The organism is Curtobacterium sp. MCPF17_002, assembly GCF_003234115.2.
Classification (GTDB): domain Bacteria; phylum Actinomycetota; class Actinomycetes; order Actinomycetales; family Microbacteriaceae; genus Curtobacterium.
In genome coordinates this window covers 2,990,461-3,009,910 of record NZ_CP126251.1, presented here as the reverse complement: position 1 = coordinate 3,009,910, position 19,450 = coordinate 2,990,461, and the positions used below count along the sequence as shown (strand labels likewise).

Genomic DNA, 19,450 nt, shown 5'->3' with positions numbered 1-19,450 from the left:
CCACCGCCACCGCCACCCGACGACACACCGCACACACCCCCGACGAAAGGAACGCACCATGCCCACGAAGATCACCCTCATCGTCGACAACCCCGTCGACCCCACCGCCTTCGAGACCGCGTACCCCCGGATCGACGACCTCGCCCGCCAGCTCCCCGGACTCCGTCGCGCTGAGTCCGCGAAGGTCTGGCCGAAGGAGGACGGCTCTCCCACGCCGGCCCACCGCACCCTCGACCTGTACTTCGACAGCTACGAGGACGCCTCAGCAGCCGTCGCGACGCCCGCGGCACAGGACTTCTTCGGCGCACTGCTCGGCACCGGGGTGACGTTCACGGGGCTGTTCTCCGACATCGAGACAGCCTGACGGACGACACGTCGGACTGGAGGCGCGATGCGGCTCCGCACCGCGCCTCGCGACACGGACGTCGGTCGCGTTACGATCAGTCCACCCAGCAGTCCTCGTCGTGATCGGAGCCCTCGCGATGACCCCCACCCCGCCCGTCGTCACCGGTGACGACACCGAACTCCCCGAGCCCGACGCCGCGCACGAGACGACACCCGATCTGAAGACACCCGGCCACCCGACGGTCTTCCTGGAGGACGGACCGACGCTCCAGGAGCCAGCCGCCCAGTGACGGCGAAGGCCCGTGGCGGGATCGCCACGGGCCTCCAGGTCGTCGTACCGACCGTCTACGCGACGGTCGCCGAAGCGCGCACCTCGGCGAGCGTCGGGTAGTCGGTGTAGCCCTCGGCGCTCTGGCCGTAGAAGAGCTCCGGACGCGGCTCGTTGAGCTCCGCATCGTGCTCCCAGCGGTGCGCCAGGTCCGGGTTGGCGATCGCCGCGCGTCCCACGCCCACGGCGTCGGCGTGACCGTCCTCGACCAGGGCGAGCGCCTCCTGCCGGGTGGTCAGCGCGCTGAAGCCCGAGTTTGCGATGAACGGGGCGCCCGTGGTGCGGCGGATGTGCTGGACGAGTTCGCCGGTCGGGTCGGCGTGCAGGACGTCGATGAACGCGAGGCCGAGCGGGGCCAGGCCCTCCGCGATCGCGGTGTAGGTGGCACGGACGTCGGCGGGGTCGTCCTCGATGACGCCCTGGATGCCGTGCTCCGGGGAGAGCCGGATGCCGGTCCGGTCGGCGCCGATCGCCTCGGCGACGGCGGTCGTGACCTCGATGGCGAAGCGAGCGCGGTTCTCGGGGGAGCCGCCGTACTGGTCCGTGCGGGTGTTCGACGCGGGCGACATGAACTCGTGCACGAGGTACCCGTTCGCACCGTGCACCTCGACACCGTCGAGCCCGGCGGCGATCGCGTTGCGGGCGGCCTGCACGAAACCCTCGACGGCGTCCTGGACCTCGTCGGTGGTGAGCGCGTGGGGGACCGGCATGTCGGCCTTGCCCGTGGCGGTGTGGGTCTGGCCGGGAGCGGCGATGGCCGACGGGGCGACGATGCGCGGCGTCTGCGCGATGTCCGGGTGGGAGACGCGACCGCCGTGCATGAGCTGCATCACGATCGTGCCGCCCTCGGCGTGCACGGCGTCGGCGACGCGGCGCCAGCCGGCGATCTGCTCCTCGGTCTCGATGCCGGGCTGCCCGGGGTAGGAGCGGCCCTCCTGCACGGGCCAGGTGCCCTCGGTCACGATGAGCCCGAGGCCGGCACGCTGCCGGTAGTGCTCGACGAGCAGGTCGTTCGGGATCCCGGCCTCGCCGGCGCGGGTGCGCGTGAGCGGGGCCATGACGATGCGGTTCGACAGGGGTAGGGCGCCGAGGGTGGCGGATTCGAAGAGCTTCACGCCGAGGTGCAACGCCGTGTTGTGGAGGGCAATTCCGTCACGGGCGTTCCGCGGAGGGGATTCCCAGACGTGGGCTCAGTCGCGCGGGCAGACGAGCGTCGACGAGCGGACCTGCCCCTCGGGACGGATGACCTGGTGCAGCGAGAGGGGCTTGCCGCAGATGGGGCAGCCGCGGTCGATCGTGCGGTCGTCGATGTCCTCCGGGTGACCGGCACCGATCTGCGATGGACCCATCTTCGCGATGAGCGTGCTGTTCCACCGTTCGTACCACTGTCCGAAGCGACCCACGGCCCGTCCTTTCGTTCGTACACCAATCATTATGCCACGAACGAGTGGTGGATCACAGGGTGTCGACGCGATCGAGGAGTTCGGTGAGCTCGTTCTTGAGTGCCTCGAGCCGCTCGAGCGGCCAGCCGAGCCGGTCCGCCACGGCGAGCGGTACGGCCCGGGCACGCTCGCGGAGGGATCGTCCGGCCGTGGTGAGGGTGACCTCGAGCTGGCGTTCGTCGGTGGTGCTGCGGGAGCGGCGGAGGTAGCCGGACGCCTCGAGCCGCTTGAGCAGGGGGCTGAGGGTCGCCGAGTCGAGTCGGAGTTCCCGGGCGATCTCGCGGACCGAGCGGGGGTCGTGCTCCCACAGGGCGAGCATCACGAGGTACTGCGGGTGCGTGAGGCCCATCGGTTCGAGGAGGTCGCGGTAGAGCCCGATGACGCTCCGGCTCGTGGCCGCGAGGGCGAAGCAGAGCTGCCGGTCGAGGGCGAGCGGGTCCACGTCGGTCTCGGTCATCCCAGCAGCATACCGTTCGTGCGCGAAGCGTTGGGGGTGCTCGACGTCGAAACATGTACACGCACGTTTCGACGTCCCACGAGTCGATCGACGGGTGGGGTGTCGCAACGTGTACGCGCATCCGCTGCGTGTGCATGTTCCGACGTCCCACGAGTCGATCGACGGGTGGGGTGTCGCGAGCCGCACGCGCGGGGGTGCGACGAGGCCGCAGTCGTACGACGTCGACGATGTGCAGCCGAGTCGGCAGCGCCAGCCCGCACCAGCGCGACGACACGACGGCGCGGGTCGACCGTGTGGGTCGACCCGCGCCTCCACGCTGGTGCGTCGGTGGCTACGCGCGGTGCGTCGGCGCGTGCCCCTCGTGCGGGTTGGCGTCCGGCTCCACGGGTGCGGCGTGCGAGCCGTGGTGCTCGCCGCCCTCGTGCCCGGCGACCGGGTGCGAACGCTCGAGCTTGGCGCCCTCGACGTCGACGTCCGGCACGATCCGGTCGAGCCACTTCGGGAACCACCACGCGCTCTGGCCGAGCAGGTGCATCGCCGCCGGGATGAGCAGCATCCGGACCACGAAGGCGTCGATGAGGACACCGAACGCCAGGCCGAAGCCGATCGGCTTGATCGTGGACGAGTCCGAGAAGATGAAGCCCGCGAACACCGAGATCATGATGATCGCGGCTGCCGTGACCACGGCGCGACCGGCGTGCAGGCCCCGCTGGACCGCGACCTTCGCGCTGGCGCCGTGGGCGTAGGCCTCACGCATGCCGGACACCAGGAACAGCTGGTAGTCCATCGCGAGCCCGAACAGGATGCCGATCTCGATGATCGGCAGGAAGCTCAGGATCGGTGCGGGGTCGTGCACCCCGAACACGCTGCCGAGCCAGCCCCACTGGTAGATCGCCGTGAGGCCACCGAACGACGCGAGGACGGACAGGATGAAGCCCGCCGTCGCTGTGATCGGCACGAGGAACGACCGGAACACGATGATGAGGATGATCAGCGACAGGCCGACCACCACCACCAGGTAGAGCGGCAACACGTTCGCGAGCTTCTCGGACACGTCGATGTTGGCAGAGGCGTTGCCCGCGACCCCGAGCGTGGCCTTGCCGTCGTCGACCGTCACGTTCTGCGACCGGAGGTCCTTCACGAGGTTCTCGGTCGAGACGCTGTCGGGGCCGCCGGCGGGCTTCACCTGGAACGCGATGATGTCGCGGTCCTTCGAGGCGCCGATCGGCAGGACGGCCTTGACGTCGTCGTTCTTCGCGATCGCCTCGCCGATGGTGACCTCGGTCGCGGTGACGTCGTCGGCGGAGACCGACGACGGCAGGGTCGCGACGACGAGCAACGGGCCGTTCTGACCGGCCCCGAACTCCTTGTCGAGCGCCTTGTACGCCTTGTACTGGCTGGAGTCGACGGCTTCGGACGAGCCGCTCGGCAGGCCGAGGCGCATCTGCGTGGCGGGCAGGGCGATCGTGCCGAGCACCGCGACGCCGGCGACGAGCGTGATGACCGCCCGCCACGTCGACATCGGCTTGTTCGGCACCCGGGTCGAGCCGGTGTTGCCGATGCGCGAGCGTTCCTTCTTCCGGAGGATCCGCATGCCGATGAGCGACAGCAGCGCCGGGGTGAAGGAGGTGGCGATGAGGATCGCGAAGAACACCGCGACGGCGCCGACGGTCCCCATCAGCCCGAGGAACGGGATGCCGGTGATGTTCAGCGCGAGCAGGGCGACGATGACCGTCGCGCCCGCGAAGACCACGGCGTTGCCGGACGTGCCGTTCGCGAGCCCGATCGACTCGTGCACCTGCATGCCCTGCTTCAGCTGGGTCCGGTGCCGGTTGAGGATGAACAGCGAGTAGTCGATGCCGACCGCCAGGCCCAGCATCACCCCCAGCACCGGCGTGACCGAGATGAACTCGACCAGGTCGGAGAACGACAGGGACGCGAGCGTGGCCACGCCGACGCCGAGCACCGCGGACACGAGCGGCACGGCAGCGCCGATGACCGTCCGGAGCATGAGGAACAGCACGAGCGCGGCGATGATCACGCCGCCGATCTCGCCCGGACCGAGGATGGACGGGACGCCCTGCGCGATGTCGTTCGACACGTAGACGTTCACGCCGCTGATGTCGGCCGACTCGGCGTCGTCCGCGATGCTGGTCTTCGTGTCGGCGGGGACCTCGAAGGTCGACTTCGTGAACTGCACGGTGCCGATCGCAGCACTGCCGTTCGTCGAGACGAAGCGGATGTCCTTCGACAGGTCGAGCAGACGCGCGTTCTCGTCGAGCTCCGCCTTGCCGGAGGTGAGCTTCTCCTTCGCCGCGTCGAGCTGCTGCTGGCCCGACGTCAGCGTCTGCTGCTGGGCGTCGAGCTGTGCCTGACCGGCGGCGATCTGCTGCTGGGCAGCGGCCGCGGCGGCACCGGTGAGCGCCTGCGTCTGCGTCTTCTGGGCGTTCAGCTGCGCCTGGGCCTGCGCGAGCTGCTGCTTGCCCGAGTCGATCGTGGCCTGCTGGTCGGCGAGCTTCTGCTCGTTCGTCGTGATCGTGGCCCGGCCGTCGGTGATCTTCTGCCGGCCCTCGTCGAGCTGCTTCTGGGTGTCGAAGCCGCTCGTGGTGCCCTTGACACCGTCGAGCTTCTCGATCTCCCCGAGGAAGTCGGCGACGTCGGACTTCTGCTGGTCCGTGAACGCCTTGCCGTTCTTGGTCTCGAAGACGATCGTCCCGTTGCCGCCGTTCGCGGACGGGAACTTGTCGGCCAGTTCGTCCTGCACCTGACTGGTCTTGGTGTTCGGGATGGTGATCGAGGACGAGATCGTGCCCGCGAACAGGGTGTAGGTGACGCCGGCGATCGCCATGATCACCACCCAGGTGATGATCACGAGCCAGTGGCGTCGTGCGGAGAACCGTCCGAGACGGTAGAGGAGACCGGCCATGCGGTTGCCCCGTTCCTTTCGTGTCAGGTGCTGGTGGAGTGCGGGGTGCGCCGGTGGACCCCTGGGGGAGGAGTCAGTCGGTGGGGAGGTAGCCGCTGCGGACGCTGTGCACGAGTCGTGCGAGCAGGGCGTCCCAGTCGTCGCGTGCCTGCTGGTCGAGGCGCGGGCCGGTCGTCGCCAGCCAGTGTTCCGCGATGACGACGATCCCGCTCATCAGGGACTCGACGAGGAGCGCCGCGTCGAGGGGGTCGGCGGCGGGGTAGCGCCGGGCGACCTCGGCACGGAGTCGTTCGGTGACCCGGCCGAACGCCGTCTGGGTGAGGACCGCCGCCTTCGGGTCGTCCTTGCCGGGATCGCCGAGGATCCGGTACATGCTCGCGATCGCGGGCGCCAGGTCGGCGCCGCGTGCGGCGGACTCGAGCTCGTCGAACATGGACGCGCGGCTGCCGTCACCCACCGGCGTCTTCGCCATGTCGGCGAGGAACCGGTCGATGATGACGGACAGTTCCTGCTCGCAGACGGCCAGCAGGACCTCGTCGAGCGAGCCGAAGTGGTTGAAGACCGTGCGCCGCGCGATGTCGGCGCGAGCGGCGAGGTCGTCGACGCTGAACTCGCGGCCGCCGCGCTCCTCGACGAGGTCGCGTGCGGCCTGCAGGATCGCCGCACGGTGCTTCGCCTTGAGGGCGGCACGACGATCGATCGACAGGGTCACGGAGAGCACACTAGGTGCATCGATGCACTCGGTGCAACGACGTCGCGTGAAGAGGAGTGCTTCTTCAGGTTCGTCCCCCGAGCCGGACCAGCGCAGAAACACTGTTCAGCACAGGTGTGCACGTGGTTGACTGACCGCAGCACGTCCGCCCGTACGAAGGAGTACCCGATGCCCGTCCGACTGTCCCCGGAGACCCTCGACGAGATCGCCGCGAGCGGCGTCGCCGTCCCCACCTACGACCGCGACGGGATCACGGCCGGCATCGTGCACTTCGGCGTCGGCGGCTTCCACCGGGCGCACCAGGCGATGGTCGTCGATCGGCTCCTGCAGCGGGGTGAGGCTCGCGAGTACGGCATCTGCGGCGTGGGCGTCCTCGAACAGGACCGCCGGATGGCCACCGCGATGGCGGAGCAGGGCGGCCTGTACACGCTCGTCCTCAAGCACCCGGACGGCACCCGCGAGTCCCGCGTGATCGGCAGCATCGTCGACTACCTGCTCGCCGTCGACGACCCCGACGCCGTCGTCGAGAAGATGGCGCACCCGGACACGAGGATCGTGAGCCTCACCATCACCGAGGGCGGCTACAACTTCGACCACGTCACGGGGGAGTTCGTCGCGGACGAACCCGGGGTCGCCGCCGACCTCCGCGGTGACGGTCCGCCGCGGACCGTGTTCGGGCTCGTCGTCGAGGCGTTGCGACGTCGCCGTGACCGCGACCTGCAGCCCTTCACGGTGATGTCGTGCGACAACATCCAGGGCAACGGACACGTCGCGCGCGAGATGTTCACGGCCTACGCCCGCCTGCAGGATCCGGCGTTCGCCGACTGGATGGACGAGCACGTCTCCTTCCCGAACTCGATGGTCGACCGGATCACCCCGGTCACCGCCGACGAGGACCGCGCCTGGGTCCGTGACGAGCTCGGCATCGAGGACGCCTGGCCCGTCGTCGCCGAGCCCTTCTTCCAGTGGGTGCTCGAGGACGACCACCCCGCCGGCCGACCGCCGTACGAGCAGGAGGACGTGCAGATCGTCGACGACGTCGAACCGTACGAGCTCATGAAGCTCCGGCTCCTCAACGCCAGCCACCAGGGCCTCTGCTACTTCGGGTACCTGTCCGGCTACCGGTACGCGCACGAGGCGACGCAGGACCCGGCGATCGCCACGTTCCTGCGCCGCTACATGGACGAGGAGGGCACGCCCACGCTCCACCCGGTGCCCGGCATCGACCTCGACGACTACAAGTCCACCCTGATCGAACGGTTCCAGAACCCGGAGGTGCGGGACACCCTCGCCCGGCTCTGCGCCGAGTCGAGCGACCGGATCCCGAAGTGGCTCGTGCCCGTGGTGCGCGAGAACCTCGCGGCCGGACGCCCCGTCGCCCTGTCGGCCGGCATCGTCGCGTCGTGGGCCCGGTACGCCGAGGGCACCGACGAGTCCGGCGACCCGATCACCGTCGTCGACCGGCTCGCCGACGAACTCACCCGCATCGCGCAGACGCAGCGGGAGGACCGGCTCGCCTTCATCGAGAACCGGCAGGTGTTCGGTGACCTGGCTGAGGACGAGCGGTTCGTCGCGGCGTACCGCGACGCCCTCGACGGGCTGCTCACGGACGGCGCGCACGCGACGGTCACGCGCCTGTCGCGTTCCTGAGACGCGACCGTCTGACGGCCTGGAGGCGCGGTGCCAGCCGGCACCGCGCCTCCAGGCCGTCATCGGGACCCGTCCAGGGCGCTATGGTCGCGTCGTGAACCGCACCGACCGTCTCTACGCGCTCGTCGAGGAACTGCGCGCCGCCGCTCCCGCGCGGCGGAGCGCGCGTCGGCTGGCCGAGCACTTCGGTGTCAGCGTCCGCACCGTCGAACGGGACCTGCGCTCGCTGCAGGACGCCGGCGTCCCGATCTGGGCCGAGCCCGGGCAGACCGGCGGCTTCACGATCGACGCCCGCGCGACGCTGCCGCCGCTCGGGTTCACCGTCGACGAGGCCCTCGCGGTCGCGATCGGACTGGGGACCCTCGGTGCGAGCCCCTTCCGCGACGCCGCCCGGAGCGCCGCGCGGAAGATCACAGCCGTGCTCGCCGAGGACGATGCGCAGAGGACCTCCCGGCTGGCGAGCCGCGTGCACCTGCTCGAGTCCGGCGACCGTGTGCCGGCGCCGACGGCCCTCGCCGGTGCCCTGACGCGAGGCCGCGTGGTCCGCATGCGGTACCGCGACGCCGCGGGATCGGACTCCGAGCGGACCGTCGAACCGCTGGGGTACATCGGCAAGGGCGAGGACTGGTACCTCATCGCCTGGTGCCGACTGCGCGACGGCGTGCGGGCGTTCCGCGGTGACCGCGTGCTCGACGTGGTGGAGACCGACGAGGTCGCCCCGCCCCGGGTCGTCCGTGTCGAGGAACTGGACATCCCGCACGGCGTGCTCCGGCCCGTCCTCGGGTCGTGATCGCGCAAACCCCGACAGGACGGTGTCGCGGCGGTCGTGGAGGCTCGACCCGGGCGGCCACGGCGGTCGCCCGGGAAGGCACGTCATGGAGTTCGCATCGATCCGCATCATCACCGACGACCTCGACGGGATGGTGACGTTCTACGAGCGGGTCACCGGGACGACGGCTCGTCGCCCCGCCCCGGTGTTCGCCGAGATCGTGACCGGGGGAGCCGTCCTCGCGCTCGGCGCGCCGGCGACCGTCGCCGCGCTCGGGGCCGCAGCGCCGACCGCGGGTGCGAACGGGAGCGTGATCGTCGAGTTCCTGGTGAACGACGTCGACGACACCTTCGCGGAACTCCGGGACGCGCTCGACGACGTGGTGCTGCCGCCGACGACGATGCCGTGGGGGAACCGCTCGACCCTCTTCCGCGACCCGGACGGCAACCTCGTCAACGTGTTCAGCCGTCCGGTCTGAGGTCCCGTGAGCGTCGACCTACGGGGTCGATGCTCGTGGTTGTCGGGCGCTGGAACGCGGGGTTCGCAGTGAGCGACGGGCGTGACGAACTTCGGTTAGCGTCGACCCCATGGCGTGGATGCTCGCGGTGCTGGACCGCTCGAATGCTCGGCGCCCGTGGTCGCACAACCAGGCGTACACCCCCGTGGTCCTCGCACAGGGACGGCGTGCGCGAGCGGCCGCGCGTGCTGGGCGCGAGCCGTCGCGTGCGCTCGACGTCGGGTGCGGGACCGGAGTGCTCGCGCGTCGTCTCGGCCGCGAGTTCGACGAGGTCGTCGGTCTCGAACCGTCGGCGCCGACCGCGGCGCTCGCACGGCAGACGACGGCGGACACCCCGTCCGTCCGGATCGTCGAGGGCTCGCTGAACGCGGTCGGGGACGAGCAGTTCGACCTGGTGTCGCTCGTCGCCGTGCTGCACCACCTGCCGCTCGAGCCCGCACTCCGCCGACTGCGGCACCTCGTGCGTCCGAGCGGGCGGCTCGTCGTGATCGGGGTCGCGGCCGAGACCCGGCGCGACCTCGGCTGGTCGGTGCTCTCCACGCTGGTGAACCCGATCGTGGGTGCGCTCCGACACCCGCGCGCACGCCGAGGGGATCAGCCGCCGCCGCACATGCGGTCGCCGACCGTCCCTGCCACCGCGACGTTCGAGGAGATCCGGGCGGTCGTCGCCCGGTACCTCCCCGGAGCGCGGATGCGCCGGTCGCTGTTCTGGCGCTACGTCCTGGTGTGGGAGGCGGTCCCGGTCTGACGGCGGCGCAGGTTAGGCAGTGACGGCGCGGGCGTCCTCGTCGTCGTCCCACGGGACCGGTGTCGTCCTGCCGGTCTCCCAGTCGCCGCGGAGCATCCCGTAGGCGACGGACGCGACGGGGGCAGCGCCGTGGACCGGCCAGGCCTCGCGGTAGTGCGCCTCCTTGACCCACCCGGCGCGGACGAACACACGGCGCATCGCCGTGTTGTCCTCGCGCGTCTGCCCTTCGAACCGCGTGACAGAGGGCATGGTGCGGAAGACGTGGTCCGTCACGGCGCAGAGGGCGGGGACGCCGAGTCCCTGCCCGCGGAACCGTCCGGCGATCCGCAGGTCGAAGAGGGGTACCGGGTCCTCGAGGTCCTCGAGTCGGACGATCCCGATCCGACCGTGGTCGGCGTGCACGAGCCAGGAGGTGTCGTGCTCCGCGTCGCGGAACGATCCGGAGTCCACCGCCGTCGAGGCGTCTTCGGCGCTGATCGTGCTGCGCATGTGGAAGGGGAACTCCTCGGCCGCCAGGAACCTGATCAGTTCGTCGCGGTCGGCGCCCGTCGGGTCGAGCCGGACGAGCTCGACCACCGTCACAGGTACGGCCTGGTCAGGAGCTCGATGTAGTGCCCGGCCGGGTCGAGCAGGTAGACCCCGCGGCCGTCGTGCTCGGTGTTCGTCTCGCCGGGGCGCTGCCGCTGCGGGTCGGCCCAGTGCTCGCGGCCCTCGGCGGTGATGCGGGCGTACGCGCGGTCGAAGTGGTCGTCGTCGACCAGGAACGCGTAGTGCTGCGGCGGGAAGTCGATCGGCACCGCGGCGAACTGCAGGAGGACGCCGTCGGGGAGCTGCAGGTTGGTGAAGGGACCCCACGACGGGGCTCCGGCTGCTTCGAGGAGGTCGACGAAGAACGCCGCGGACACCGCGGGCTCCTTCGCCGCGATGATCGTGTGGTTGAACGATGCGGTCATGGCGGCCAGGGTAGCGGCACGGCGGCCCGCCTGGGCCCGTCCCTCAGTGCCGCAGGGTCGACGCCCACCGTGCGATCGCGTCGTAGGCGTGCTCGCGGACCTCGGGAACGGACAGCACCACGTCGTGCAGGGCGCCGTGCAGGCGCCGGACGGTGACCTCGCTGCCCAGGGACAGCGCGCGGTGCGCGACGACGTCGACGTTGAGCGCGACGTCGGCGCGCGCCATCCCGTCGTCCCACCGGGGCTGCAGCATGCTCTTGTCGCTGAGCATGACGAGCACGGGGACCTCGAGTCCGAGGCCGGCCTCGACCGTCGCCTGTCCGTCGAACACGGCGGCGAGCCACCCGGGGTGGAGCGGGAAGCCGCGGTCCGGACGCCACTGCTGGTCGTAGGTCCACGAGCCCTCGCCCGCACTCGACACGGTGCGCGTGTAGAAGCCGGGGTCGACCGCGGGCATCGGCGCGAGCGGGTTCCGCCGCGCCCCGAGCTTGATGACCGGGGTCACCAGCGCACGTCCGACGGCGTTCGCCTGGAACTCGAGCCACGGGCTGTTGAGGACGAGTCCGGCGACGTGCTCCGGGTGCCGCGCCGCCCACAGCGACAGGGTCAGTCCGCCCGTCGAGTGGCCCATCGGGACGAGCCGTCGGCCGGTGTCACCCCGTCGGTGCTCGGCGGCGATCGCGTCGAGCGCGGCGGCGATGTCCTCGTCGTACGTGGTCAGGTCGTCGACGAACCCCGGGGTCTGTCGTGGCTGCAGGCTCCGGCCGTACTTCCGGAGGTCGAGCGCGTGGAACCGGGCACCGAGCCGTTCGAGCCGCTCGGCGAGCTCGACCTGGAAGAAGTAGTCCGACCAGCCGTGGACGTAGAGGACGTCGACGCCGTGCAGGGGACCGCCGGCGTGCAGCAACAGGTCCGCCGGGGAGCGTCGCAGACGGACGAGGGTCGCGACCACCGGTCCCTCGGAGTCCTCGCCGAGCGGGAGCTCGAGGCGCTCGAACGGCGCTCCGAGGACGTCGTCGCGCCAACCGTGGTCCGCCATCGGTCGAGCGTATCCGCCGCCCGCCGCCGCCGCCGGTGCGGAGGTCACTCGGTAACGATCCGTACCGCCCCGGGGCTTTCCCAGCGGACGTGGCGGACTTCCCCGGAGAAGTCCCGGCGGTCGTCCGAGAAGGGCTGGGACGCTCCGGGAACCGCAGGGGCGGTGGATCGACTCGAGGGGGAGGCCCACAGGATGGCATTCAGACGGACAGGATCGGCCGCACTCGGCTTCGTGGGCGGCAGTGTGCTCGCCGGGTTGCTGGTCGGGGTCGGCGTGACGCCGGTGCTCGCCGTGGCGGGGGTCGGGACGACCTCGGCGATCGGGGTGTTCGACTCATTGCCGGAGTACATCCGGATCGGCGAGCTCCCGCAGCGCAACGAGGTCTGGGCGTACCGCGGCGGAAAGCCCGTGCGGCTGGCGAACGTCTGGGACCAGAACCGGCAGGAGCTGTCGTTCGACCAGATCAGCGAACAGCTGAAGCACGCCGCGGTCGACGGTGAGGACAAGCGCTTCTACGAGACCGGCGGGGTGGACGCCGCGTCGATGGTCCGGTCCCTCGTGAGTGTGGTCGCGTCGAAGGGCGAGGGCGGCTCCGGCGGCTCGACGCTGACGATGCAGCTCGTCCGGAACATCAAGACCCTGCGGGCGAGCGAGCTGCCGACGGCCGCTGAACGGGAGGCCGGGTACGAGGAGGCGACGAAGCGCTCGCCGAGCCGGAAGCTCGCGGAGATGAAGCTCGCGATCGGTCTCGCGAAGGAGTACTCCAAGAAGGAGATCCTCACCGCCTACCTCAACATCGCCTACTTCGGCGACCAGACGTACGGCGTGCAGGCAGCCGCGCAGCACTACTACGGCAAGGACGCCACGGACCTGACCCCGGCTGAGGCGGCGTCGCTCATCGCGATCGTGCAGTGGCCCGAGAAGCGCGACCTCTCGACGCCCGCGCACTATGCCGACAATGTCGCCCGCCGCGACGTCATCCTCCGCTCGATGCACGAGCAGGGCCACCTCACCAGCGCACAGCTCACCGAGGCGCTCGCCGCGCGGCCCGCCGACTCCGTCCGCATCACGGCACCGCAGCAGGGGTGCGAGGCGGTCGCACGCGGTGCCGAGTTCTTCTGCGACCACGCCGTGCGGGTCGCGAAGGAGTTGCCGCAGCTCGGCCCGACCGAGGACCGTCGCGCGGACGCCTGGCGGACGGGCGGCTACCGGATCCAGACGACGCTCGATCTCGACCTCAACGCCCAGCAGAAGGCCCTGCTCGATCAGTACGACCCGAACACCGAGTCGCGGTTCGCCCTCGGCGCGACGCTCGACACCGTCGAGGCCGGCACCGGTCGCGTGCTGACCATGGCGCAGAACACGGACTACGACCGATCGGAACAGGCCCCGCCGACCGCGACGTCGCTCAACTACGCCACCGACCACGCGTACGGCGGCTCGGGCGGGTTCCAGGTCGGCTCGACGTACAAGATGTTCACGCTGCTGCAGTGGCTCGCATCGGGGAAGAGTCCGGACGCGGTCGTGAACGGCACCCGGCACGCACAGAGCACGTGGACACAGTGCGGGCAGACCATCACGGCGTTCTGGGACCCGAAGAACGACTCACCGGGCCAGAGGGGCCCGTACTCGGTTCGTGCGGCGACCGCCCAGTCCGTCAACGCCGCGTACGCGTCGATGGCGGCGCAGCTCGACCTCTGCGACATCCGCGACGTGGCCGCGAGCCTCGGCGTCCACCCGGCACGCGGCGGCGAACTGCCCGCGAACCCGGCGGCCGTGCTCGGCACCACGAGCATCGCCCCGCTGACGATGGCGGCCGCCTACGCCGGCATCGCGAACGGCGGCGTGTACTGCGCTCCCCGGGTCGTCGACCAGGTGACGGGGCCGGACGGCAAGCAGCTCGGCGGGCAGCCGGAGCAGTGCGGGCAGGCGGTGTCCGCCACCGTGGCCGAGACGGCGTTCGAGGTCATGCAGGGCGCGTTCCGCGGCGGGACGGCGAGCGGCGGGCAGACCCCGGACGGCGCGACGCTGTTCGGCAAGACCGGCACCACCGACGCCGCGGACCAGATCTGGTTGGTCGGCGGGACCTCGCGTGCGGTGACGGCGTACTGGCAGGGCAACACCGACGGCGGCACGTCGAACCTGCGGCACTTCTCGAACGGCGAGGGTACGTACGCCGGCACCCGGGCTACCGTCTGGCGGCAGGCGCAGACGGGCGTGAACGCGGCGCTGCCGGTCGGGTGACGGGCGTGGCTGACGCGATTCGTGCACTGGAGTCGCGTCCGTGACGGACTGGAGGCGCGGTGCCAGCCGGCACCGCGCCTCCAGTCCGTCGAACGGTCGCGTCTACGACAGCTGCTTGCTGTCCTCGAGCCAGCCCGCGAGCTTCTTCATGTAGTCGGCCTGCGACGCGTAGTCGAGCGCCGGGAAGGTCCAGCTGTGCACCTGGCCCGCCTGGAGGGCGGCGTTGTCGGCGAACGTCGGCTGCTTCTCGAGGTCGGCGACCTGGTAGCCCTGCTGCGACAGCAGGAGCACGTCGCCGCTGATCTGACCGGCGTTCTCCCACGAGTAGATGCCCCAGTAGAAGCCCGCGGGCTTCGGGTTCACCAGGTCGACGCCGAAGGACTCGTACATCTGCAGGGTCGGCTCGTCGGAGGGACGGGTGACGTAGGCGCCGTCACCGTCGGCGTACATCGAGACGACCGACAGGTCCTGTTCCTTGGTGACCTTCTCGAGCTCGTCGCGGGCGGTGTCGAAGCGGGCCTCGGCCTTCTCGACCGTGGCCTCCTCCGCGCCGAGCGACTCGGCGAGGTCGGCGATGTCCTCGATGACGTCCTCGCCCTTGCCGCCCCACTTCACCTGGGCGACGGGCGCGATCGCCTGGACCTGCTTCTCCTGCTCCATGTCCTTGAAGCCGTAGCCGGGCTGCGTCGCGTCGAGCGTGCCCTTCGCGTCGGTCGGGTAGACCGACGTGACGACGAGGTCGGGCTTGAGGGCCGCGAGCTGCTCCAGGTCGATGTCGCCGTACCCGGTGCCGAGCTGGGTGATGCCGTCGGTGTCGAGTCCCGTGAAGCGGGCGTCCTTCGCCATCGTCAGCTGCCCGAAGGTGCCGACGGGTTGCAGGCCGTACTCGACGAACGAGATCGCGATGTCGTTGAGGACGACGACGCGCTTCGGCGTGTGGTCGACCTTGACGGTGGTGCCGGTGGCGTCCTTGTACGACCAGGCCTTGTCGGAGCCGGCCGTGTCGCTGCCGGAGCCGGCGTTGCCGCCGTCGTCGGAGCTGTTCGCACCGGAGCAGCCGGTGAGGAGGAGGGCCGAGACGGCCACGGAGGTCACGAGGGCGGCCCGGAGGGAGCCGCGGCGGGGGATCTTCACGTTAGGAGAGGCTAACCTAAGTTCGCCGCGCTCGCCAGTTCGCGGGGAAGTTCGTCGTCGCCTGCTGCTTCGTGGTCGCGCGCCTGCCCGCGTTCGTGCTCGCGAGCCTTCCCGCGCTCGTGCGCCTGCCCGCGCTCGTGCTCGTCCGCTTCCGGGATGATCATCGGTGCGCCCGTCACGGGGTCGGCGAGGACGCGGGCGTGCAGGCCGAACGCCCGCTCGAGCAGTGCCGGCGTGAGGACCTCGGCGGGCGTGCCGTCCGCTGCGACGCCGCCGTCGTGCAGGACCACGAGCCGGTCCGAGTAGCGCGCCGCGAGGGACAGGTCGTGCAGGACCATCACGACGGTCGAGCCCTGCTCGCGGTTGAGGCGGCGCACGAGCCGCAGGACCTCGAGCTGGTGCGCGAGGTCGAGGTACGTCGTCGGCTCGTCGAGCAGGAGCGTCTCCGCCTGCTGGGCCACCACCAGCGCGATCCAGGCGCGCTGCCGCTGCCCGCCGGACAGGCTCGCGACGTCCCGGTGGGCGACCTCGGTCAGGCCGGTCGCGGCGATCGCCTGCTCGGCGACGTCCGCGTCGTCTGCGGTCCACGGCTTCGCCCACGACTGGTGCGGGTTCCGGCCGCGCATCACGAGGTCGAGCACGCTCGTGCCCGCCGGGGCGACCGGGGACTGCGGCAGGATCGCGAGCTTCCGGGCGACGGCACGGTTCGGCTCCTTGCGGATCGGGACGCCGTCGAGGTGCACCGCACCCGCCTGCGGTTTGAGGACCCGGCCGAGGGCCTTGAGGAGCGTCGACTTCCCGCAGCCGTTCGCGCCGAGGAACGTCGTCACCGTGCCGCGCTCGATGCGCAGGTCGAGGTCGGTGAGGACGGGGTGCTTGTCGTAGCCGACGGACAGGCCGCGGGCCTCGAGCACGGGGGTGCTGGTCATCGGGACATCTCCTTGCGGTGGCGGATGAGGAGCCAGATCAGGTACGGGGCGCCGATCACGGTCGTGATGATCCCGACCGGCACCTGCCAGGGGAACGCCGAGCGGGCGAGCAGGTCGGCAGCGAGCACGAGCACCGCGCCGAGCGCCCCGGCCAGCAGCAGCGGTGGACGGTTCGTCCCGGCGAGCCGGAGCCCGATCTGCGGGACCACGAACGCCACGAACCCGACCGGGCCGGCGGCGGCGACGGCCGCGGCGGTGAGGACGACCGCGAGCGCGATGACGATCAACCGGTGGCGCTGCACGGCCAGGCCGACACCGGTCGCGACCTCGTCGCCGAGCTGCCCGATGCCGAGCGCGGCGCTCGTCGCGAGGGCGAGCGGGACCGCCACGGCAGCGACGATCAGCAGGGGCCAGACGCTCGACCAGGACGTGCTCGACAGGCTCCCGACGAGCCACTGCGACGCGGCCGCCGCGACGGTGATCTTCGCGCGGACGAGCAGGTAGCTGGTGACCGCGTCGAGGGTGGCGCTCACCCCGATGCCGACCAGGACGAGCCGGTAGCTCTGCACGCCACCGCGCCAGCCGAGTCCGTACACCGCGACGGCGGCCACGAGCGCACCGATCGTCGCCGCCACGGGGATGCCGCCGCCGAGCACGACCGAGGAGACCGAGTACGTGCCGCCGCCGAAGACGATCGCGGCCACGGCGCCGACGCTCGCGCCGGAGGTCACGCCGATGATGTCGGGGGTGCCGAGCGGGTTCCGCGTGAAGGTCTGGGTGAGGGCTCCGGCGACACCGAGGGTCAGGCCGACGAGCGCGCCGGTGAGGACCCGGGGGAGCCGCAGGGTCTCCACGATGAAGGCGTCGGGGCCGGACTCCAGGCCGAGCAGGGAACGGATCACGGTGCCGGGGGCGATCCACGTCGAGCCGACCGCGACGCCGAGGACGATGAGGACACCCACGGTGCCGAGGGCGGCGACGGTGTACCAGAACGTGCGGGGACGCCAGGCGAGCCCGACGGGGCCGAAGACGATGCCGCGGCGTCCGGGAGCGCGGGCTGCTGCCGCCGCTGCCGCGGTCGTCGTCGCCCCCGCCTCGGTCGCCGTCGTCGTCGCGGCCGCGGCCGCGGTCGCCTCGGTCGCCTCGGTCGCGCTCACAGCGAGACCAGCGATCGGCGGCGGGCGACGGCGACGAAGACCGGTCCGCCGATGACGGCGAGCACGATGCCGACCTCGACCTCGGAGAACCCGCCGATCAGGCGCCCGATGACGTCCGCGAGCAGGACGAGCGCTGCGCCGACGAGGGCCGAGACCGGCAGCGTCCAGCGGTGTCCGGTGCCGACGAGTGCCCGGGCGACGTGCGGCACGGTGAGTCCGACGAAGCCGATCGGGCCCGCGGCCGCGGTGGCGCCGGCGGCGAGGAGCGTGATGCCCCCGAGTCCGACGAGCCGGGCGACGAGGACGTTCTCGCCGAGGCCCTTCGCCAGCTCGGTGCCGAGTCCCAGGGCGTCGAGCGCGCGGACGTTGAGCACGGCGAGCAGCAACCCGGCGACCAGGAACGGCCAGACCGCGCCGAGGACGTCGAGCTGCCGTGCCGCGAGCGACCCGACGACCCAGAGCCGGTAGGCGTCCAGCGAGTCCTGGTCGGTGAGCACCACGAACGAGGTGAGCGCCCCGAGCAGCGCCGAGACGGCCGCACCCGCCAGGGCCAGGGGCACGGGGCTGGCGGTGCCGCTGCCGGCGATGGTCACCGAGAACACGACGACGCTCGCGACGAGCGCCCCGACGAGCGCGAACCAGACCGTGGCACCGGTCCCGGTCACACCGAAGACGTACACGCCGATCACGACGGCCAGTCCGGCGCCGGACGAGACACCGAAGAGCCCGGGGTCGGCGAGCGGGTTGCGGGTGTGCCCCTGCATGAGGAGTCCGGCGATGCCGAGTGCCGCTCCGACGGACGCCCCGATGAGCGTGCGCGGGATCCGGGAGCCCCAGACGATCGCCTCGTCGGTGCTGCTGCCGGTCCGCATCAGTCCGGCGAGCACCTGGTCGACGCCGATGCGGTTGCTGCCGAGGAGCATGCTCGCGACCGCGACGACGGCGAGGGCCACGACGAGTCCGGTGATGACGAGGACCCGGCGTCGGATCGCGGCCCGGTGCACGCCGAGCGCGGCGATCGGGTCGGTGGCGCGGGCGTCCGGAGCGGAGACCAGGGCGGCGGAGGGGGCTGGCACGGCAATCATCTTAGGTTAGCCTTGCCTCATGGCGAAGACCCCGCGGCTCCTGCCCGAGAACCCCCGGCTCTTCCGTGCCCGTGTCCTCCGGAGCGAACGCGTCACGCCGTCGATGCAGCGCGTCACCGTCACCGGCGACGACCTGCACGAGTTCCCCTTCCTCGGGTTCGACCACTGGTTCCGGCTGTTCCTGCAGCGCCCGGACCAGGACGCCTTCCGGATGCCGGACCTCGACGGCAAGAAGTGGTGGCCGACGTTCCTCGCCATCCCCGAGGCCGTCCGCCCGCACTGTGCGAACTACACCGTCGCCGCGTACCGCCTGCTCGCCGACGGCACCGCCGAGCTCGACATCGACTTCGTCGTGCACACCGGCCCCGACGGCGAACCCGAGGGCCGCGCCGCGATCTGGGCCTGCGACGCCCGCCCCGGCGACGCGTTGGCGATGCTCGACCAGGGGTGCATCTTCGACGTCCCCGACGACACCAGCGAGGTCGTCATCGTCGCCGAGGAGACCGGCCTGCCCGGCGTCGTCGGCATCGCGGCATCACTGCCGCGGGACACCGTCGGCCGCATCATCCAAGAGGTCCCGACCGCCGCCGACGTCCGGCAACTCGACGCCCCCGACGGGGTCACCGTGACGTGGATCGTCCGTGCCGAGGCCGATGGGCACGCTGTTCCCGGTCGCGCGGCGCTCGCCGAACTGCAGCGGCACGTGCCGGTCGACGACCGCGGCTACGCCTTCGTGGTCGGTGAGTCGACGCTCGCCACCGAGGGGCGCCGACACCTGCACCGTGCCGGCCTGCCGAAGTCCCGCATCACGTTCTCCGGGTTCTGGAAGCACGAGGCGCGCCGGCCCGTCCACGCCTGAGCGCGCCGCGGCACCCCCGTCGGCTCCGGCCGCGGCGGGCGTTCCTGCCCATCACGCCTGGAATGGGAAGCGGAATCGCGCATGGGGTGCAGGAATTTCCTGCCTCCTACGCGCGAAACGGCTCACCACGAGCGGAACGGCCCACTACGCGCGGAA

20 protein-coding genes are annotated in these 19,450 nt (G+C 71.3%); 8 read left to right on the top strand and 12 right to left on the bottom strand.

Annotation, left to right across the window (positions count from 1 at the left end; genetic code table 11):
• The first annotated feature begins 58 nt into the window (after nt 1-58).
• Nucleotides 59-364 carry an EthD family reductase gene (locus DEJ28_RS14040; RefSeq protein WP_111116876.1) on the top strand — a complete coding sequence of 102 codons (306 nt, stop codon included), beginning with the start codon at nt 59-61 and terminating at the stop codon, nt 362-364.
• Nucleotides 365-464: 100 nt separating this feature from the next.
• Nucleotides 465-635, top strand: a complete 171-nt coding sequence (locus tag DEJ28_RS14035) for a hypothetical protein (RefSeq protein WP_181433816.1) — start codon at nt 465-467, stop codon at nt 633-635.
• A gap of 55 nt (nt 636-690) precedes the next feature.
• On the opposite strand, the gene DEJ28_RS14030 is transcribed toward DEJ28_RS14035, so the two are convergent.
• From DEJ28_RS14030 to DEJ28_RS14010, 5 genes are all read right to left on the bottom strand, one after another.
• On the bottom strand, nt 691-1,788 hold the full coding sequence (locus tag DEJ28_RS14030) for an alkene reductase (RefSeq protein WP_111116920.1): 1,098 nt from the start codon (nt 1,786-1,788) through the stop codon (nt 691-693).
• Nucleotides 1,789-1,863: 75 nt separating this feature from the next.
• Nucleotides 1,864-2,076, bottom strand: a complete 213-nt coding sequence (locus tag DEJ28_RS14025; RefSeq protein WP_181433815.1) for a hypothetical protein — start codon at nt 2,074-2,076, stop codon at nt 1,864-1,866.
• 52 nt (nt 2,077-2,128) lie between these two features.
• On the bottom strand, nt 2,129-2,572 hold the full coding sequence (locus tag DEJ28_RS14020; protein ID WP_111116874.1) for a MarR family winged helix-turn-helix transcriptional regulator: 444 nt from the start codon (nt 2,570-2,572) through the stop codon (nt 2,129-2,131).
• 331 nt (nt 2,573-2,903) lie between these two features.
• Nucleotides 2,904-5,498 (bottom strand): MMPL family transporter, encoded by a 2,595-nt coding sequence (locus DEJ28_RS14015; RefSeq protein WP_111116873.1) that lies wholly within the window; start codon nt 5,496-5,498, stop codon nt 2,904-2,906.
• A 73-nt stretch (nt 5,499-5,571) separates the two neighbouring features.
• Nucleotides 5,572-6,210: a TetR/AcrR family transcriptional regulator gene (locus tag DEJ28_RS14010; protein WP_181433814.1), complete on the bottom strand. Its 639-nt coding sequence runs from the start codon at nt 6,208-6,210 to the stop codon at nt 5,572-5,574.
• Nucleotides 6,211-6,378: 168 nt separating this feature from the next.
• Here DEJ28_RS14010 and DEJ28_RS14005 point away from each other — a divergent pair, with 168 nt between their 5' ends.
• From DEJ28_RS14005 to DEJ28_RS13990, 4 genes are all read left to right on the top strand, one after another.
• A complete protein-coding gene (locus DEJ28_RS14005) occupies nt 6,379-7,860 on the top strand; it encodes a mannitol dehydrogenase family protein (RefSeq protein WP_111116871.1) in 1,482 nt (493 codons plus the stop codon).
• A 94-nt stretch (nt 7,861-7,954) separates the two neighbouring features.
• Nucleotides 7,955-8,650: a helix-turn-helix transcriptional regulator gene (locus DEJ28_RS14000; RefSeq protein ID WP_111116870.1), complete on the top strand. Its 696-nt coding sequence runs from the start codon at nt 7,955-7,957 to the stop codon at nt 8,648-8,650.
• Between the two features lie 85 nt (nt 8,651-8,735).
• Complete coding sequence (locus DEJ28_RS13995) at nt 8,736-9,107, top strand: VOC family protein (RefSeq protein WP_111116869.1); 372 nt, start codon at nt 8,736-8,738, stop codon at nt 9,105-9,107.
• 109 nt (nt 9,108-9,216) lie between these two features.
• A complete protein-coding gene (locus DEJ28_RS13990; protein WP_111116868.1) occupies nt 9,217-9,894 on the top strand; it encodes a class I SAM-dependent methyltransferase in 678 nt (225 codons plus the stop codon).
• 12 nt (nt 9,895-9,906) lie between these two features.
• On the opposite strand, the gene DEJ28_RS13985 is transcribed toward DEJ28_RS13990, so the two are convergent.
• From DEJ28_RS13985 to DEJ28_RS13975, 3 genes are read right to left on the bottom strand one after another with little or no spacing between them, the layout of a single operon-like run.
• Nucleotides 9,907-10,476 carry a GNAT family N-acetyltransferase gene (locus DEJ28_RS13985; RefSeq protein WP_111116867.1) on the bottom strand — a complete coding sequence of 190 codons (570 nt, stop codon included), beginning with the start codon at nt 10,474-10,476 and terminating at the stop codon, nt 9,907-9,909.
• A complete protein-coding gene (locus DEJ28_RS13980; protein ID WP_111116866.1) occupies nt 10,473-10,847 on the bottom strand; it encodes a VOC family protein in 375 nt (124 codons plus the stop codon). Before DEJ28_RS13980 ends, DEJ28_RS13985 begins: the two co-directional genes overlap by 4 nt.
• Before the next feature lie 43 nt (nt 10,848-10,890).
• Nucleotides 10,891-11,886, bottom strand: a complete 996-nt coding sequence (locus DEJ28_RS13975; protein WP_111116865.1) for an alpha/beta hydrolase — start codon at nt 11,884-11,886, stop codon at nt 10,891-10,893.
• Nucleotides 11,887-12,078: 192 nt separating this feature from the next.
• Between DEJ28_RS13975 and DEJ28_RS13970 the strand changes: the two genes are divergently transcribed.
• Nucleotides 12,079-14,130, top strand: coding sequence for a transglycosylase domain-containing protein (locus DEJ28_RS13970; RefSeq protein ID WP_258368210.1), 2,052 nt, complete (start codon nt 12,079-12,081; stop codon nt 14,128-14,130).
• Nucleotides 14,131-14,232: 102 nt separating this feature from the next.
• Here DEJ28_RS13970 and DEJ28_RS13965 read toward each other — a convergent pair whose 3' ends face one another.
• The 4 genes from DEJ28_RS13965 to DEJ28_RS13950 are packed head-to-tail and all read right to left on the bottom strand — an operon-like array spanning nt 14,233 to nt 18,426.
• Nucleotides 14,233-15,264 carry an ABC transporter substrate-binding protein gene (locus tag DEJ28_RS13965; RefSeq protein ID WP_146248905.1) on the bottom strand — a complete coding sequence of 344 codons (1,032 nt, stop codon included), beginning with the start codon at nt 15,262-15,264 and terminating at the stop codon, nt 14,233-14,235.
• A gap of 11 nt (nt 15,265-15,275) precedes the next feature.
• The gene (locus DEJ28_RS13960) at nt 15,276-16,193 is read right to left on the bottom strand and encodes an ABC transporter ATP-binding protein (RefSeq protein ID WP_258368209.1); all 918 of its coding nucleotides are present in this window, start codon (nt 16,191-16,193) and stop codon (nt 15,276-15,278) included.
• Nucleotides 16,190-17,350, bottom strand: a complete 1,161-nt coding sequence (locus tag DEJ28_RS13955; RefSeq protein WP_258368208.1) for a FecCD family ABC transporter permease — start codon at nt 17,348-17,350, stop codon at nt 16,190-16,192. Before DEJ28_RS13955 ends, DEJ28_RS13960 begins: the two co-directional genes overlap by 4 nt.
• The gene (locus tag DEJ28_RS13950) at nt 17,347-18,426 is read right to left on the bottom strand and encodes a FecCD family ABC transporter permease (RefSeq protein WP_258368206.1); all 1,080 of its coding nucleotides are present in this window, start codon (nt 18,424-18,426) and stop codon (nt 17,347-17,349) included. Before DEJ28_RS13950 ends, DEJ28_RS13955 begins: the two co-directional genes overlap by 4 nt.
• A gap of 28 nt (nt 18,427-18,454) precedes the next feature.
• On the opposite strand from DEJ28_RS13950, the gene DEJ28_RS13945 reads away from it, so the two are divergent.
• Nucleotides 18,455-19,294 (top strand): siderophore-interacting protein, encoded by an 840-nt coding sequence (locus DEJ28_RS13945; RefSeq protein WP_111116861.1) that lies wholly within the window; start codon nt 18,455-18,457, stop codon nt 19,292-19,294.
• Nucleotides 19,295-19,450 lie beyond the last annotated feature (156 nt).